Origin of the sequence: Xanthomonas phaseoli pv. dieffenbachiae (assembly GCF_008639345.1) — a bacterium.
In the GTDB taxonomy this organism is placed as follows: Bacteria; Pseudomonadota; Gammaproteobacteria; order Xanthomonadales; family Xanthomonadaceae; genus Xanthomonas; species Xanthomonas phaseoli.
On the sequence record NZ_CP041380.1, the window covers coordinates 371,413 to 384,702 of the forward strand.

Genomic DNA, 13,290 nt, shown 5'->3' on the forward strand with positions numbered 1-13,290 from the left:
CCGAGAGAAACGTACGCAATGAATGACATGGAACGGCAGGCGCGGCTTGCCCAGTTGGCACGGGAAATTTGGGAGGCGGAGGGCCGCCCGGACGGGCACGCGGACCGCCATTGGGCCATGGCCGAGCGGCTGGTGGAGGCCGAAGAGCGCGCCGCCGAACAGGCCGCCGAATACGCGGCCACACCGATCGCTGCACGCCAGTAACGGCGTGTCTGGCAGCGTGCATGGGTCGGCCTGCTGCGGGCCGGCCCATGTGCGACGGATCGCTCCGCCAGTGCAAAATCGCGCACCGTTTGCGTTCACCGTTCTAAGGAGTCACCGATGGCCACTCGCAAGTTCACCCAGCGCTCGCGCATTCGCGAAGGCCGTCCCAACCCGCTCGGCGCCACCTGGGATGGGTTGGGCGTCAACTTCGCGCTGTATTCGCGCAACGCCACCCGGGTGGAGCTGTGCCTGTTCGACGATCGTGGCCGCGAACAGGAGCGCATTGCGCTCCCGGAATACACCGACGAGGTCTGGCACGGTTATCTGCCCGACGCACGGCCCGGCCAGTTGTACGGCTACCGCGTGCATGGGCCATATGCGCCCGATGCCGGGCACCGCTTCAACCACAACAAGTTGCTGCTGGACCCGTATGCCAAGCAGATCGTTGGCGAACTCAAATGGGCGCCGCACCTGTTCGGCTACACCATCGGTCATCGCGACAAGGACCTGAGCTTCGACCGCCGCGACAGCGCCGCGTTCATGCCCAAGTCCGCCGTGATCGACCCGGCCTTCACCTGGGGCCAGGACCGCCCGCCGCAGACGCCGTGGAACCGTACGGTGATCTATGAAGCGCACGTGCGCGGGCTGAGCATGCTGCACCCGGCGGTGCCGCCGGAAGAGCGCGGCACCTTTTCGGCGCTGAAGACCGACGAATTGATCGACCACATCAGCTCGCTCGGCGTCACCGCCGTGGAATTGCTCCCCGTGCATGCGTTCGTCGACGATCAATACCTGCTGGAAAAAGGCCTGCGCAATTACTGGGGCTACAACACGCTGGGCTTTTTTGCGCCGCAGGCGCGCTACATGTCCACGCGCACCGTGGCCGAGTTCAAGCAGATGGTGGCGCGCCTGCATCACGCCGGCCTGGAAGTGCTGCTGGACGTGGTCTACAACCACACCGCCGAAGGCAACGAGCTCGGGCCCACGCTCTCGTTCAAGGGCATCGACAACGCCAGTTATTATCGCCTGGCCGACGATCGTCGCTTCTACATCAACGACACCGGCACCGGTAACACCTTCGACCTCACCAACGTCGGCGCGCTGCGCATGGTGATGGATTCGCTGCGTTACTGGGTGCAGGAAATGCACGTGGACGGCTTCCGTTTCGATCTGGCCAGCATCCTGGGCCGCGAACGCTATGGCTTCGATCCATCCGGCAGTTTCCTGGATGCGGTGCGCCAGGACCCGGTGCTCAGCCAGACCAAGCTGATCGCCGAGCCGTGGGATATCGGACCCGGTGGCTATCAGGTGGGTAACTTCCCGCCCGGTTGGGTGGAATGGAACGACAAGTTCCGCGACAACGTGCGCGCGTTCTGGCGCGGCGACGGCGGCCAGCTGGCCGAGTTGGCCACGCGCCTCACCGGCTCTGCGGACCTGTTCAATCACAGCGGCCGCCGCCCCACCGCTTCGGTCAATTTCGTCACGGCGCACGACGGCTTTACCCTGCGCGATCTGGTCAGCTACGAAGGCAAGCACAACCTCGCCAACGGCGAAGACGGCCGGGACGGCAGCGACCACAACATCTCCTCCAACTATGGCGTGGAAGGCGAGACCAACGATCCGGCCATCAAGCAGCTGCGTCGCCAGCAGATGCGCAACCTGCTCGCCACCTTGCTGTTGTCGCAGGGCACGCCGATGTTGCTGGCCGGAGATGAGTTCGGCCATAGCCAGAACGGCAACAACAATGCGTATTGCCAGGACAACGAGTTGACCTGGATCGACTGGACTGCCGCCACCAAGGCCGCAGCCGCCGACCAGGCCGCATTCGTGCGCCGATTGATCCGCATCCGGCAGCGCTACCCGTTGCTGCATCGCGCGCGTTTCTTCGACGGCAAGTTCGACGAAGCGCTGGGCCTGAAGGATCTGACCTGGCTGGCGCCCAATGGCACCGAGATGGATGAAGCCGGCTGGCACGACCCGGAAGCGCGCGCGCTGATGCTGCGCCTGGATGGCCGCTCGCCGACCACAGGCCTGCGCGAGATTGCCGCCAACGTGACCTTGCTGATGCTGATCAATGCCGCCTCCACCGCTGTGTCGTTCACGCTGCCGGCCATGCACGACGAACATTGGCGCGTGCTGGTGGACACCGCACGCCACGGTGGGCGCGTGGTGGCCGGTGGCAGCGAATGGAAGGCCCCGGCGCATTCGCTGACGCTGCTGGCGGTGGAGCGCGATCGCATCGTCAGCAGTGCGCGGATCGTCTCCGAAGGCGCGCGCTGATGGCGAGGGTGGCCTGATGGATGTCTTGTTGGCAGGGGCGACCGGCCTGGTCGGCAAGCACGTGCTGCAGCAATTGCTGGGCGATACGCGTTGCACCGGCGTGGTCGCGATCACGCGGCGGCCGCTGGCGCAGATCCATCCCAAGCTGCGCAACCAGGTGATCGACTTCGAACGGCTCGAGCACTGGACGGCACCGCGCATGGAAGCGGCCATCTGTGCGTTGGGAAGCACGATGAAACAGGCCGGCTCGCGCGAGGCGCGGCGCGGTTGCAGCGCACCGCGGCCATCAGGTCGACATCCAGGCCGGCCTGCCAGCTTGCATCGTCGTTGCCATGTCCGAAGCCGGAGGCGTTGTTGATCACCACGTCCAGGCCACCCAATGCCTGCGCGGCGGCCTGTACATAGGCATCGATCTGGGCGGCGTCTGCCAGGTCGCAGGCCAGCGTGTGCACCGGGGTGCCATGCGCTGCCAGTGCGTCTGCAGCCTGAGCAAGACCGGCGGCGTTGCGCGCGCAAATCGAAACATGTGCGCCACCACGCACGAAGCCTTCTGCGATCGCCAGGCCAATGCCACGGCTGCCGCCGGCGATCAGGACACGTTGCGGGCGTATTGCGGGGGTCGGCATGGCGGGCGCTCCATTGGAAACCAGCATTATCAGACAGCCAGGTAATGCACCGCCGCTGCGTATATCGCTGACGTCGGCACCTTCCATAAAATAGTTGTGTACGCCCCGCACCTGTAGGTCTGGCTCGACCAGAGCAACGTCACCGGGCTGGCGTTCCAGAACAGCTGTCCGTCGGCATCCAGCCGCAATGCGACCGGTGCAGGCGGCTCGAGTGGTACGCGCGGTTGGTTGGTGGCTTGCGGCAGATCCACCTCGATTGGTCACGCACCGCATTGCGCAGCGCTGCAGAAAACAGGCATGCGCAAACGCGCGCATCATCACCGCGAACGGTGGCGACCGCTGTCATGTCGCTGCCATGTGCGATCGGCGTTGCATGCCCCGCGTGCCTCATCACTGCCGGCGATCAGCTCATGCGTTTTTGCTTGCTCGGCGCTAACCAAACGTTTACACATCGGCGGCGCGCTGCGGGCAAAACGTGCGAGTCATTCAGCGGGATTTGCACATGGAAACCCATATCACCGTGATCGGCGCCGGCTTCTGCGGCACCGCGCTGGTCCGTGCGCTGGCGCAGACGGCCGATGCGCAGGTGCGTATCACCCTGGTCGGCGTGGCCGACACCTTCGGCAGCGGGATCGCCTACGGCGCAGCGCGGCCAGAGCATCTGCTCAACGTGCGTGCCAAGGACCTGGGTATCGACGCACAGGCGCCCGGCGCTTTTGCCGATACCTTGCACCTGGGCGAGAGCGGCCGGCTGGAATTCCTGCCGCGGCTGGCGTACGGCGACTATCTGCGCAGCGAACTGGATGCAGCAGTGAGCAGTGCGCAGGCGTCGGTCATGCGGTTATCGCAGGAAGCGGTGGCGGTGGAGCGCGTGCGCAAGGGGTTTCGTGTGTTTCTGGCCAATGGCGATGCCTTCCAGAGCGATCGCGTGGTGCTGGCGGTGGGCGCACTGCAACCGCAGGCGCTGGCGGGTATCGGCCCGCGCTTGAGCGTGCATCCACGTTACATCGGGTGGCCGTGGCAGGGCGATGCGTTGGCGCGGTTGTCGCCAGACGACGATGTGTTGATCGTCGGTACCGGGTTGACCATGGTGGACGTGGCGCTGACCTTGCACACGCGCGGTCATCGCGGCCGCCTGCTGGCGATTTCGCGGCGCGGGCTGGCACCGCAGGCGCATCTGCGCCAGCCCGGCGCTGCATTGGAATTGCCGCCGCATCTGCAGCGTGCGCTCAAGGACGCCGACCTGCGCGGCCTGCTGCGCGGGGTGCGTCAGCTCAGTGCGGTGGTCGACGATTGGCGTCGCGTGGTGGATGCGCTGCGCCCGCATTTGCAGCCGCTGTGGCAGCGCCTGGAACTTCCCCAGCGTGCACGCTTTTTGCGCCATCTGCGCCCGTACTGGGAAGTGGCGCGCCATCGCGTGGCGCCCGGTGCGGCCGAACAGCTGGCGCAACTGCAGGCATCGGGCCAGTTGCAGATCGTCTCTGCGCGCTTGCTGCGGGCGCGCTGGGTGCCAGATGGCGTGGAGGCGGTGATCCGCCCGCGTGGTGCTGCCGACGCGCAGACCGGTCATTACGATGCAGTGATTCGCGCCACCGGACTGGATACCGACATCGATCGCACCAGCGATCCCTTGATCGCCGGCATGCGCGAAGCCGGTCTGTTGCGTGCCGATCCCTTGGGCCTGGGCGTGGACACCGATGCGCAACTGCGTGTGCGCGATAGCGCCGGTCAGATCGTGCCGGGACTGTATTGCGTCGGGCCACTTTTGCGGGGGCGTTACTGGGAAATCACCGCCGTGCCCGAGCTGCGCGTGGCCACGCGCGCATTGGCCGACCGCTTGTTGCTGGGCGCAACGCCAGCATTACAGCCCACGCCCGAGCACGTGCCGCGCGAGGTCAATGCGCGTTTGTAGGTGTGGCAATTGACGAGATCCTTGACGATCTCGACCGCGTATCGCGCCGCCTGCGCGTGCGCCGTGATGGCCGACATCTGGATCTGTGCGCGGCGTCCGCCGGCAAGCGCACTCATGCCGCGCGATGCGTAGTGTCGCGCGCGCACGTAGGCCGAACTGGGGCATGTTGGCGGTCCTGGGCGCATGCACGCCCGAGCCATCGCATCCCTCTCTGCCTGGAGTCCACCATGCCACGTCTTGTTCCTGCCGCGCTGTTCGCCACGCTGTGCGCGTGTGCATTGCCTGCGCTGGCCACCGAATCGCTGAATAACCGTGCCGAAGTTGTCGCTGCCCTGGACGCCGGCTACGACGTCAGTGTGAGCACCGACCTTGCACGGTGCACGCCCGAAGAAGGCACGCCGGCCACCCAGACCCGCGGCGGCCGCCACATCGATGCCTATCGCATCACCGCAGACGGCACCCTGGCCTTTTCCGATGCGCATTTCACCGTGGCCAACGACGGCAAGCCGATCCAGCAATTCATGCGCTACCAATTGCGCCCGGATGACACGCTGCGCTTCACCACCTACATGTACGACTTGCCGGGACTGCAGCAACGCGGGCCGGTGTTGGCATATCAGTGCAAGATCAATGCAGGTGTGCGCTTCCATGCCGATTGAGCACGGCTGGCAAGCCATCCGCTGAGGCGGTTGGCCAGCGCTTGCGGTTGCGTGCACCCCGCAACATCGGCAGCAGTGGGTGCGACCTGCGCAGACGCCATCAACGTCGGCGTGGCGCGTCATTCACTCGGGTGCTGTCGTGTCGTCGTGGCGCCGGTTGCTGTCCACGGCGACAGCAATTGGACCTTCACCCTCACCCGCACGGCCGACCTGCCAACCGCCGCCCAGCGCCTTGAAGGTCGCAACCGCACTGCGCGCAGCCTCGGTGCGCGCCTGCGCCTGCGCGTCGGAGGCGCGTAGCAGGCTGTCATCGGCATTGAGCACTTCGATCAGGCTGACGGTCCCTTTTTCGTAGGCCAGCGCAGAGGCGCTGCGCGCCTTGCCGAGTGCATCCACGCCCTGCGTCAGCACCGCTGCTTGCTGCTCGCGTTTGATCAGTGCGGTGAACGCATTTTCGACGTCTTCGGTTGCGCGCAGCACCGCCAGGCGGTAGGCCGCCAGTTGTTCGGCTTGCTGGCCCTTGGCCTGCGCGATCTGCGCATTGATGCGGCCGAAGTCGAACAGCCGCCAGCGCAGGCCGAGCACGCCGGTCGATTGCGCGGCGTCGCTGGTAAACAGGTTCGCACCGGAGATGGCCGTGGCGCTGCCAAGCAGGCCGCTGAGCGAAAATTTGGGGTAGTACTCGGCCATCGCCACGCCGATGCGCGCGTTGGAGGCGGCCAGCCGGCGCTCGGCCACGATCAGGTCGGGCCGGCGCCGTAACAAGTCGCCGGGGGTACCGCTGTCGGCGATCTGCGGGGCCGGCGGAATGGGTCTGGTCGCCGACAGCTCGGTGCGGTGCGTGCCGGGCGGCACGCCAAGCATCACGTCCAGCGCGTTCATTGCCGCAGCCAGGCCTGCTTCCAGAGGCGGCACGCCGGCTTGCGCCTGCGCGAGCGCGCCCTGGGCCTGCTGCAGTTGCAGTTCGGCGGCCAGGCCCTTGCCGTGCAGCAGCGTCACCATCGAGAGCAGGCCCTGCTGGGTGGTCACCTGGCGCCGGGCCACGTCCAGTCGCGCCTGCAAGCCGCGGACGCTGATGTAGATATCGGCGGTCTGCGCGGCAACTGCCAGACGGGTGGCGGCAGCACCTGCTTCGGTGGCCTGGTAGTCGGCCAAGGCCGCCTGGCGGCCGCGGCGCAGCCCCCCGAACAGGTCCAGCTCCCAGCTGGCACCCAGGTTGGCTTCGTAGATGCTGGCGTAGCGATCGAAGCTGGGGGTGCTGTCGAGCACCTGGCCCAGCGGTGTTTCCAGCGACTGGTAGGCGCGCGTGGCGCTGCCGCTGATGTTGCCGGCCGGCAGCAGCGCGGCGGTGGCGGCACTCAGCCCGGCGCGCGCCTGGGCAACGCGCGCCCCGGCTTGGGCCAGGTCCAGGTTTTGCGCCAGCGCCGCGTTGACGTAGCGGCTCAGGTCCGGATCGTTGAAGCCGTCCCACCAGGTCGGCAGGTTGGTGGGCACTGCGGCCTGGCGCTGTGTGATGTCTGCCTGGCCGATATAGCGGTCCGGCAGTGGCGCTTCCGGCCGGGCGTAGTCGGGACCAACCGCGCAGCCTGTGACGAGGCTGGCGGCAACGAGCGCTGCGAGGGTGCGGAGTGACGACATGGCGGGGCCGAGTGACGGATGGTGAGTGACTATAGTACGAAATAGTCACTTTTGTAAGTCGCACACGACGGCGCTAAGCTGTCGCGATGAGCAAAGCATCCAACTATCCCGTGTCGGGCCGCGGCCCGGCCGACCATGATGTCCGCGACCAGATCGTCGTGGCCGCCACCGAGCATTTCAGCCGCTATGGCTACGAAAAGACGGCCGTGTCCGACCTGGCAAGGGAGATCGGTTTTTCCAAGGCCTACATCTACAAGTTCTTCGAGTCCAAGCAGGCCATCGGCGAGATGATCTGCTCGCACTGCCTGGGGGAGATCGAGGCCGAAGTACTGGCCGCGGTGTCTGCTGCGGCGTCGCCGCCAGAGAAATTGCGTAGCCTTTTCAAGACCATTATCGAGGCGAGCCTGCGGCTGTACTCGCGCGAGCGCAAGTTGTACGAGATCGCCACCTCGGCCGCGACCGAGCGCTGGCCGCCAGTCATCGCGTACGAGGGCCACATCCAGGCACTGCTGCAGGAGATCCTGGTGCAAGGGCGCCAGAACGGTGATTTCGAGCGCAAGACGCCGCTGGACGAACTGACCCAGGCCACCTATCTGGTGATGCGTCCTTACATCAACCCGGTGCTGCTGCAGCACAGCCTGGATCATGCCGGCGACGTGCCGCTGCTGTTGTCCAGCCTGGTATTGCGGAGCCTGTCGCCATAAAAACCGTTTTTGACTATTGACTGATTTAGTCACAAGTCTCAGGATGCGAGCCTTCATCCGATCGCTCCGGGATTGCCATGCGTCGCCGCCGCCTTGTCGCCTCTACCCTCCTTTGTGTCCTGCCGCTGGCGCTGAGCGCCTGCGGTGGCAAGGCGCAGACCGATCCACGCACCGCCGCACCGCTGGTACGGGCGGCCACGGTGGGCGACGCCAGCAGTGCGGCGCGCAGCTTCTCCGGCACGGTCGCGGCGCGGGTCCAGAGCGATCTGGGCTTCCGTGTGGCCGGCAAGGTGTCCGAGCGGCTGGTCGATGCCGGGCAGCGCGTCAAGCGCGGGCAAGCGCTGATGCGCATCGACCCGGTGGATCTGCAGCTGGCTGCCCGTGCGCAGCAGGACGCGGTGGCCGCCGCGCGCGCCCGCGCGCAGCAGACCGCCGAAGATGAGGCCCGCTACCGCGACCTGCGCGGCACCGGCGCCATCTCGGCCTCGGCCTACGACCAGATCAAGGCCGCCGCCGATGCGGCCAAGGCGCAGCTGAGCGCCGCCCAGGCCCAGGCCGACGTGGCGCGCAACGCCAACCGCTACACCGACCTGCTGGCCGATGCCGACGGGGTGGTGATGGACACGCTGGTCGAGCCGGGCCAGGTGGTCGCGGCCGGGCAGACGGTGGTGCGGCTGGCGCACGCCGGCCCGCGCGAGGCGGTGATCCAGCTGCCGGAAACCCTGCGCCCGCAGGTCGGCTCGGTGGCCCAGGCCACGCTGTTCGGCAACGCCGCCGTCAGCGTGCCGGCCACCTTGCGCCAGCTGTCCGAGAGTGCCGACCGGCTCACGCGCACCTTCGAGGCACGCTACGTGCTGGACAGCGCGCTGGCGCAGGCGCCGCTCGGCACCACGGTCAGCGTGCGCGTACCCGGCGGCACCGCCTCGGCGAACCAGGCCGGCCTGCAGGTACCGCTGGCCGCGCTGTTCGACGCCGGCAAGGGGCCGGGCGTGTGGGTGATTGCCGGCAACCCGACCAAGGTGAGCTGGCGGCCGGTCACGGTGCTGGGCCTGGACGATGACCACGCCAACGTTACCGGCAAGCTGGCACGCGGCGAGCGCATCGTGGCGTTGGGGGCGCATCTGTTGCGCGAAGGCGAGCAGGTCCGCATTGCCGGCGAAAGCGCGGCCGGTCGCAGCACGGCCAGTGCTGGCAGCACCGTCAAGGCGACAGGAGCGCAACCGTGAGCGAGGGCCGATTCAATCTGTCGGCGCTTGCCGTGCGCGAGCGCTCCATCACGCTGTTTCTGATCTTCCTGATTTCGCTGGCCGGCCTGGTCGCGTTTCTCAAGCTCGGTCGCGCCGAAGATCCGGCATTCACCATCAAGGTGATGACGATCGTGACCGCCTGGCCGGGCGCCACGCCGCAGGAAATTCAGGACCAGGTGGCCGAGAAACTCGAAAAGCGCATGCAGGAGCTGCGCTGGTACGACCGTACCGAAACCTACACGCGCCCGGGTCTTGCGTTCACGACGCTGACCTTGATGGACAGCACCCCGCCTGGTGAGGTGCAGGAGCAGTTCTACCAAGCGCGCAAGAAGGCTGGCGATGAAGTGGCCAACCTGCCGGCAGGCGTGATCGGGCCGCTGATCAACGACGAATATGCCGACGTCACCTTCGCGCTGTTCGCGCTCAAGGCCAAGGGCGAGCCGCAGCGCTTGCTGGCACGCGATGCCGAGACCCTGCGCCAGCGCATCCTGCACGTGCCAGGCGTCAAGAAGGTCAACATCATCGGCGAGCAGCCCGAGCGCATCTTTGTCGAGTTCTCGCACGAGCGTCTGGCCACGCTGGGCGTCAGCCCGCAGGACGTGTTTGCCGCCCTCAACGCGCAAAACGCGTTGAATGCGGCCGGCTCGGTGGAAACGCGCGGGCCACAGGTGTTCATTCGCCTGGATGGCGCGCTCGACAGCCTGCAGAAGATCCGCGACACCCCGTTGGTGGTGCAGGGCCGCACGCTGAAATTGTCCGATATCGCCACCGTCGAACGCGGCTACGAAGATCCGTCCACCTTCATGATCCGCAGCGGCGGCGAACCGGCGTTGTTGCTGGGCATCATCATGCGCGATGGCTGGAACGGCCTGGATCTGGGCAAATCGCTCGACGCCGAAGTCGGCGCAATCAATGCCGAACTGCCGCTGGGCATGCGCCTGAGCAAGGTCACCGACCAGGCGGTCAACATCGACGCGTCGGTCGGCGAGTTCATGACCAAGTTCTTCGTCGCGCTGTTGGTGGTGATGCTGGTGTGCTTCGTCAGCATGGGCTGGCGGGTGGGCATCGTGGTGGCGGCAGCCGTGCCGCTGACGCTGGCGGCGGTGTTCGTGGTGATGCTGGCCACCGGCAAGAATTTCGACCGCATCACGCTGGGCTCGCTGATCCTGGCGCTGGGCTTGCTGGTGGACGACGCCATCATCGCCATCGAGATGATGGTGGTGAAAATGGAAGAAGGCTATAGCCGCGTTGCCGCCTCGGCGTACGCGTGGAGCCACACCGCTGCGCCGATGTTGTCCGGCACCCTGGTCACCGCGGTGGGCTTCATGCCCAACGGATTTGCCGCCTCCACGGCCGGCGAATACACCAGCAACATGTTCTGGATCGTGGGTATCGCGTTGATCGTGTCGTGGGTGGTGGCGGTGGTGTTCACGCCCTATCTGGGTGTCAAGATGCTGCCTGACTTGAAAAAGGTCGAAGGCGGCCACGCGGCGATGTACGACACGCCGCGCTACAACCGCTTCCGCGATGCGCTGGGTCGCGTGATTGCCAGCAAGTGGCTGGTGGCCGGTTCGGTGGTGGGACTATTCGTGCTGGCTGTCGTGGGCATGGGCATCGTCAAGAAGCAGTTCTTCCCGATCTCCGACCGCCCCGAAGTGCTGGTCGAAGTGCAGCTGCCGTACGGCACCTCGATCAACCAGACCAGCGCGGCGGCCGCCAAGGTGGAAGCCTGGCTGTCCAAGCAGAAGGAAGCGAAGATCGTGACCGCCTACATCGGTCAGGGTGCGCCGCGCTTCTTCCTGGCGATGGGCCCGGAACTGCCGGACCCCTCGTTCGCCAAGATCGTGGTGCGTACCGACGACCAGCACGAGCGCGATGCACTGAAGCTGCGCTTGCGTGAAGCGATCGCGCAAGGCCTGGCATCTGAAGCGCGCGTGCGCGTGACGCAATTGACCTTCGGCCCGTATTCGAAGTTTCCGGTGGCCTACCGGGTGAGCGGTCCCGACCCGACGGTGCTGCGCGGCATCGCTGCGCAGGTCATGCAGGTGATGCAGGACAGCCCGATGCTGCGCACCGTCAATACCGACTGGGGCGTGCGCACACCGACCCTGCATTTCAGCCTGGACCAGGACCGCTTGCAGGCAGTGGGGCTGACCTCGACCGCGGTTGCCCAGCAGTTGCAGTTCCTGCTGACCGGCGTGCCGATCACGCTGGTGCGCGAGGATATCCGCAGCGTGCAGGTGGTGGCGCGTTCGGCCGGCGATACCCGCCTGGATCCGGCCCGCATCGCCGACTTCACGCTGGCCGGCGGCAACGGCCAACGCGTCCCGCTGTCGCAGGTGGGCAAGGTGGATGTGCGCATGGAAGAACCGGTCATGCGGCGCCGCGATCGGGTGCCGACGATCACCGTGGGCGGCGATGTCGACGACCAGCTGCAGCCGCCGGATGTCTCGGCGGCGATCACCCGGCAACTGCAGCCGATCATCGACAAACTGCCCGGTGGATATCAGATCAGGGAGGCGGGCTCCATCGAGGAATCCGGCAAGGCGACCACCGCGATGCTGCCGTTGTTCCCGATCATGCTGGCGGCCACGTTGCTCATCATCATCCTGCAGGTGCGTTCGATCTCGGCGATGGTGATGGTGTTTCTCACCAGCCCGCTCGGCCTGATCGGCGTGGTGCCGACCTTGATCCTGTTCCAGCAGCCGTTCGGCATCAATGCGCTGGTGGGGTTGATCGCGCTGTCGGGCATCCTGATGCGCAACACGCTGATCCTGATCGGTCAGATCCATCACAACGAAGCCGAAGGATTGGATCCGTTCCATGCATTGGTGGAAGCCACCGTGCAGCGTACGCGTCCGGTGATTTTGACGGCACTGGCAGCGATCCTGGCGTTCATCCCGCTTACCCATTCGGTGTTCTGGGGCACCCTGGCCTACACCCTGATCGGCGGCACGTTGGCCGGCACCGTGTTGACCCTGGTGTTCCTGCCGGCGATGTATTCGATCTGGTTCAAGATCCGGCCCGATCCCGGTAGCGGGAATAACGCACCGGAAATTGCCCGGCGTGCATGACGCCCCTCTGCGACGGTGGCCACGCTGCCGTCGCAGCGCGATGTCGCCCTCCATCGCCACCGCCTTCCAGGCGCACGCGCTGCAGGCAGCACGCGTATCGCCGATGTCTTTCTCTTGATCGAAGGAACCGCAATGCAACAGCAGACCGTTGTGCTGATCACTGGCGTGTCGTCCGGCATTGGCCGTGCCGCCGCAGAACACTTCGCCCGAACCGGCTGCATCGTTTACGGCAGTGTGCGTCACCTGGCCGGTGCCACGCCGTTGACGGCCGTGGAGCTGGTGGAAATGGATATCCGCGATGCCGCGTCGGTGCAGCGTGCGGTCGATGGCATCATCGCCCGCGCGGGCCGCATCGATGTGCTGGTCAACAACGCAGGCACCAATCTTGTCGGTGCCATTGAAGAAACCAGCGTCGATGAAGCGGCCGCATTGTTCGACATCAACGTACTCGGCATCCTGCGCACCGTGCAGGCCGTGCTGCCGCACATGCGCGCACGCGGCCAGGGCCGCATCGTCAATGTCAGCTCGGTGCTGGGGTTCCTGCCGGCGCCGTACATGGGTGTGTATGCCGCTTCCAAGCATGCGGTGGAAGGGCTGTCGGAAACGCTGGATCACGAGCTGCGCCAATTCGGCATTAGCGTGACGCTGGTGGAGCCTGCGTATACGAAAACCAGCCTGGGCAGCAATTCGCCGGTGGTGCAGGCCACCATCGCCGACTACGACCGCGAGCGCGGCGTGGTGGCGCGGGCAGTCACGCACAGCATCGACACCGCGCCGGGACCGCATTGCGTGGCCGCCACGGTGGTGGAGGCGGCGCTGGGCAGGTGGCGCATGCGCCGCACACCCGCCGGGCAGGCATCGCTGCTGAGCAAGCTGCGCCGGTTCCTGCCCGCCAGCGCGGTGGACCGCAGCCTGCGCAAGCAGCTCGGGCTGCGATGAGATGCGT

9 protein-coding genes and 3 pseudogenes are annotated in these 13,290 nt (G+C 66.4%); 9 read left to right on the top strand and 3 right to left on the bottom strand.

Annotation, left to right across the window (positions count from 1 at the left end; translation table 11 throughout):
- The first annotated feature begins 18 nt into the window (after positions 1 to 18).
- From FLG15_RS01705 to FLG15_RS23295, 3 genes and pseudogenes are all read left to right on the top strand, one after another.
- Positions 19 to 204: a DUF2934 domain-containing protein gene (locus FLG15_RS01705; RefSeq protein WP_008575499.1), complete on the top strand. Its 186-nt coding sequence runs from the start codon at positions 19 to 21 to the stop codon at positions 202 to 204.
- Between the two features lie 117 nt (positions 205 to 321).
- Positions 322 to 2,484, top strand: a complete 2,163-nt coding sequence (glgX, locus tag FLG15_RS01710) for a glycogen debranching protein GlgX (protein WP_017158899.1) — start codon at positions 322 to 324, stop codon at positions 2,482 to 2,484.
- Between the two features lie 16 nt (positions 2,485 to 2,500).
- Positions 2,501 to 2,743: pseudogene (locus tag FLG15_RS23295) on the top strand (Rossmann-fold NAD(P)-binding domain-containing protein); the annotation flags it as partial.
- Here FLG15_RS23295 and FLG15_RS01715 read toward each other — a convergent pair.
- Together FLG15_RS01715 and FLG15_RS01720 are read right to left on the bottom strand one after the other, a co-directional pair.
- Positions 2,742 to 3,110 (bottom strand): annotated as a pseudogene (locus FLG15_RS01715) (SDR family NAD(P)-dependent oxidoreductase); the annotation flags it as partial. The pseudogenes FLG15_RS23295 and FLG15_RS01715 overlap by 2 nt on opposite strands.
- Before the next feature lie 134 nt (positions 3,111 to 3,244).
- Positions 3,245 to 3,367, bottom strand: a pseudogene (locus FLG15_RS01720) (ExbD/TolR family protein); the annotation flags it as partial.
- Positions 3,368 to 3,612: 245 nt separating this feature from the next.
- On the opposite strand from FLG15_RS01720, the gene FLG15_RS01725 reads away from it, so the two are divergent.
- Both FLG15_RS01725 and FLG15_RS01730 read left to right on the top strand, forming a co-directional pair.
- Positions 3,613 to 5,022, top strand: a complete 1,410-nt coding sequence (locus tag FLG15_RS01725; protein ID WP_039567344.1) for an FAD/NAD(P)-binding protein — start codon at positions 3,613 to 3,615, stop codon at positions 5,020 to 5,022.
- Between the two features lie 227 nt (positions 5,023 to 5,249).
- Positions 5,250 to 5,681: a VirK family protein gene (locus FLG15_RS01730; RefSeq protein ID WP_017156537.1), complete on the top strand. Its 432-nt coding sequence runs from the start codon at positions 5,250 to 5,252 to the stop codon at positions 5,679 to 5,681.
- Positions 5,682 to 5,804: 123 nt separating this feature from the next.
- Here FLG15_RS01730 and FLG15_RS01735 read toward each other — a convergent pair whose 3' ends face one another.
- A complete protein-coding gene (locus FLG15_RS01735) occupies positions 5,805 to 7,319 on the bottom strand; it encodes an efflux transporter outer membrane subunit (RefSeq protein WP_150145434.1) in 1,515 nt (504 codons plus the stop codon).
- An 86-nt stretch (positions 7,320 to 7,405) separates the two neighbouring features.
- On the opposite strand from FLG15_RS01735, the gene FLG15_RS01740 reads away from it, so the two are divergent.
- From FLG15_RS01740 to FLG15_RS01755, 4 genes are all read left to right on the top strand, one after another.
- Positions 7,406 to 8,023: a TetR/AcrR family transcriptional regulator gene (locus FLG15_RS01740; RefSeq protein WP_057658784.1), complete on the top strand. Its 618-nt coding sequence runs from the start codon at positions 7,406 to 7,408 to the stop codon at positions 8,021 to 8,023.
- Between the two features lie 77 nt (positions 8,024 to 8,100).
- Positions 8,101 to 9,249, top strand: coding sequence for an efflux RND transporter periplasmic adaptor subunit (locus FLG15_RS01745; RefSeq protein WP_057680107.1), 1,149 nt, complete (start codon positions 8,101 to 8,103; stop codon positions 9,247 to 9,249).
- Complete coding sequence (locus FLG15_RS01750) at positions 9,246 to 12,344, top strand: efflux RND transporter permease subunit (RefSeq protein ID WP_057680106.1); 3,099 nt, start codon at positions 9,246 to 9,248, stop codon at positions 12,342 to 12,344. The genes FLG15_RS01745 and FLG15_RS01750 overlap by 4 nt, the downstream gene beginning before the upstream one ends.
- A 15-nt stretch (positions 12,345 to 12,359) precedes the next feature.
- The gene (locus FLG15_RS01755) at positions 12,360 to 13,283 is read left to right on the top strand and encodes an oxidoreductase (protein ID WP_209228141.1); all 924 of its coding nucleotides are present in this window, start codon (positions 12,360 to 12,362) and stop codon (positions 13,281 to 13,283) included.
- The last annotated feature ends 7 nt before the right edge of the window (positions 13,284 to 13,290 follow it).

Coding starts and splice junctions, on each gene's coding strand:
- FLG15_RS01705 (WP_008575499.1), top strand. CDS start 19: ATGAATGACATGGAACGGCAGGCGCGGCTTGCCCAGTTGGCACGGGAA.
- glgX (WP_017158899.1), top strand. CDS start 322: ATGGCCACTCGCAAGTTCACCCAGCGCTCGCGCATTCGCGAAGGCCGT.
- FLG15_RS01725 (WP_039567344.1), top strand. CDS start 3,613: ATGGAAACCCATATCACCGTGATCGGCGCCGGCTTCTGCGGCACCGCG.
- FLG15_RS01730 (WP_017156537.1), top strand. CDS start 5,250: ATGCCACGTCTTGTTCCTGCCGCGCTGTTCGCCACGCTGTGCGCGTGT.
- FLG15_RS01735 (WP_150145434.1), bottom strand. CDS start 7,319: ATGTCGTCACTCCGCACCCTCGCAGCGCTCGTTGCCGCCAGCCTCGTC.
- FLG15_RS01740 (WP_057658784.1), top strand. CDS start 7,406: ATGAGCAAAGCATCCAACTATCCCGTGTCGGGCCGCGGCCCGGCCGAC.
- FLG15_RS01745 (WP_057680107.1), top strand. CDS start 8,101: ATGCGTCGCCGCCGCCTTGTCGCCTCTACCCTCCTTTGTGTCCTGCCG.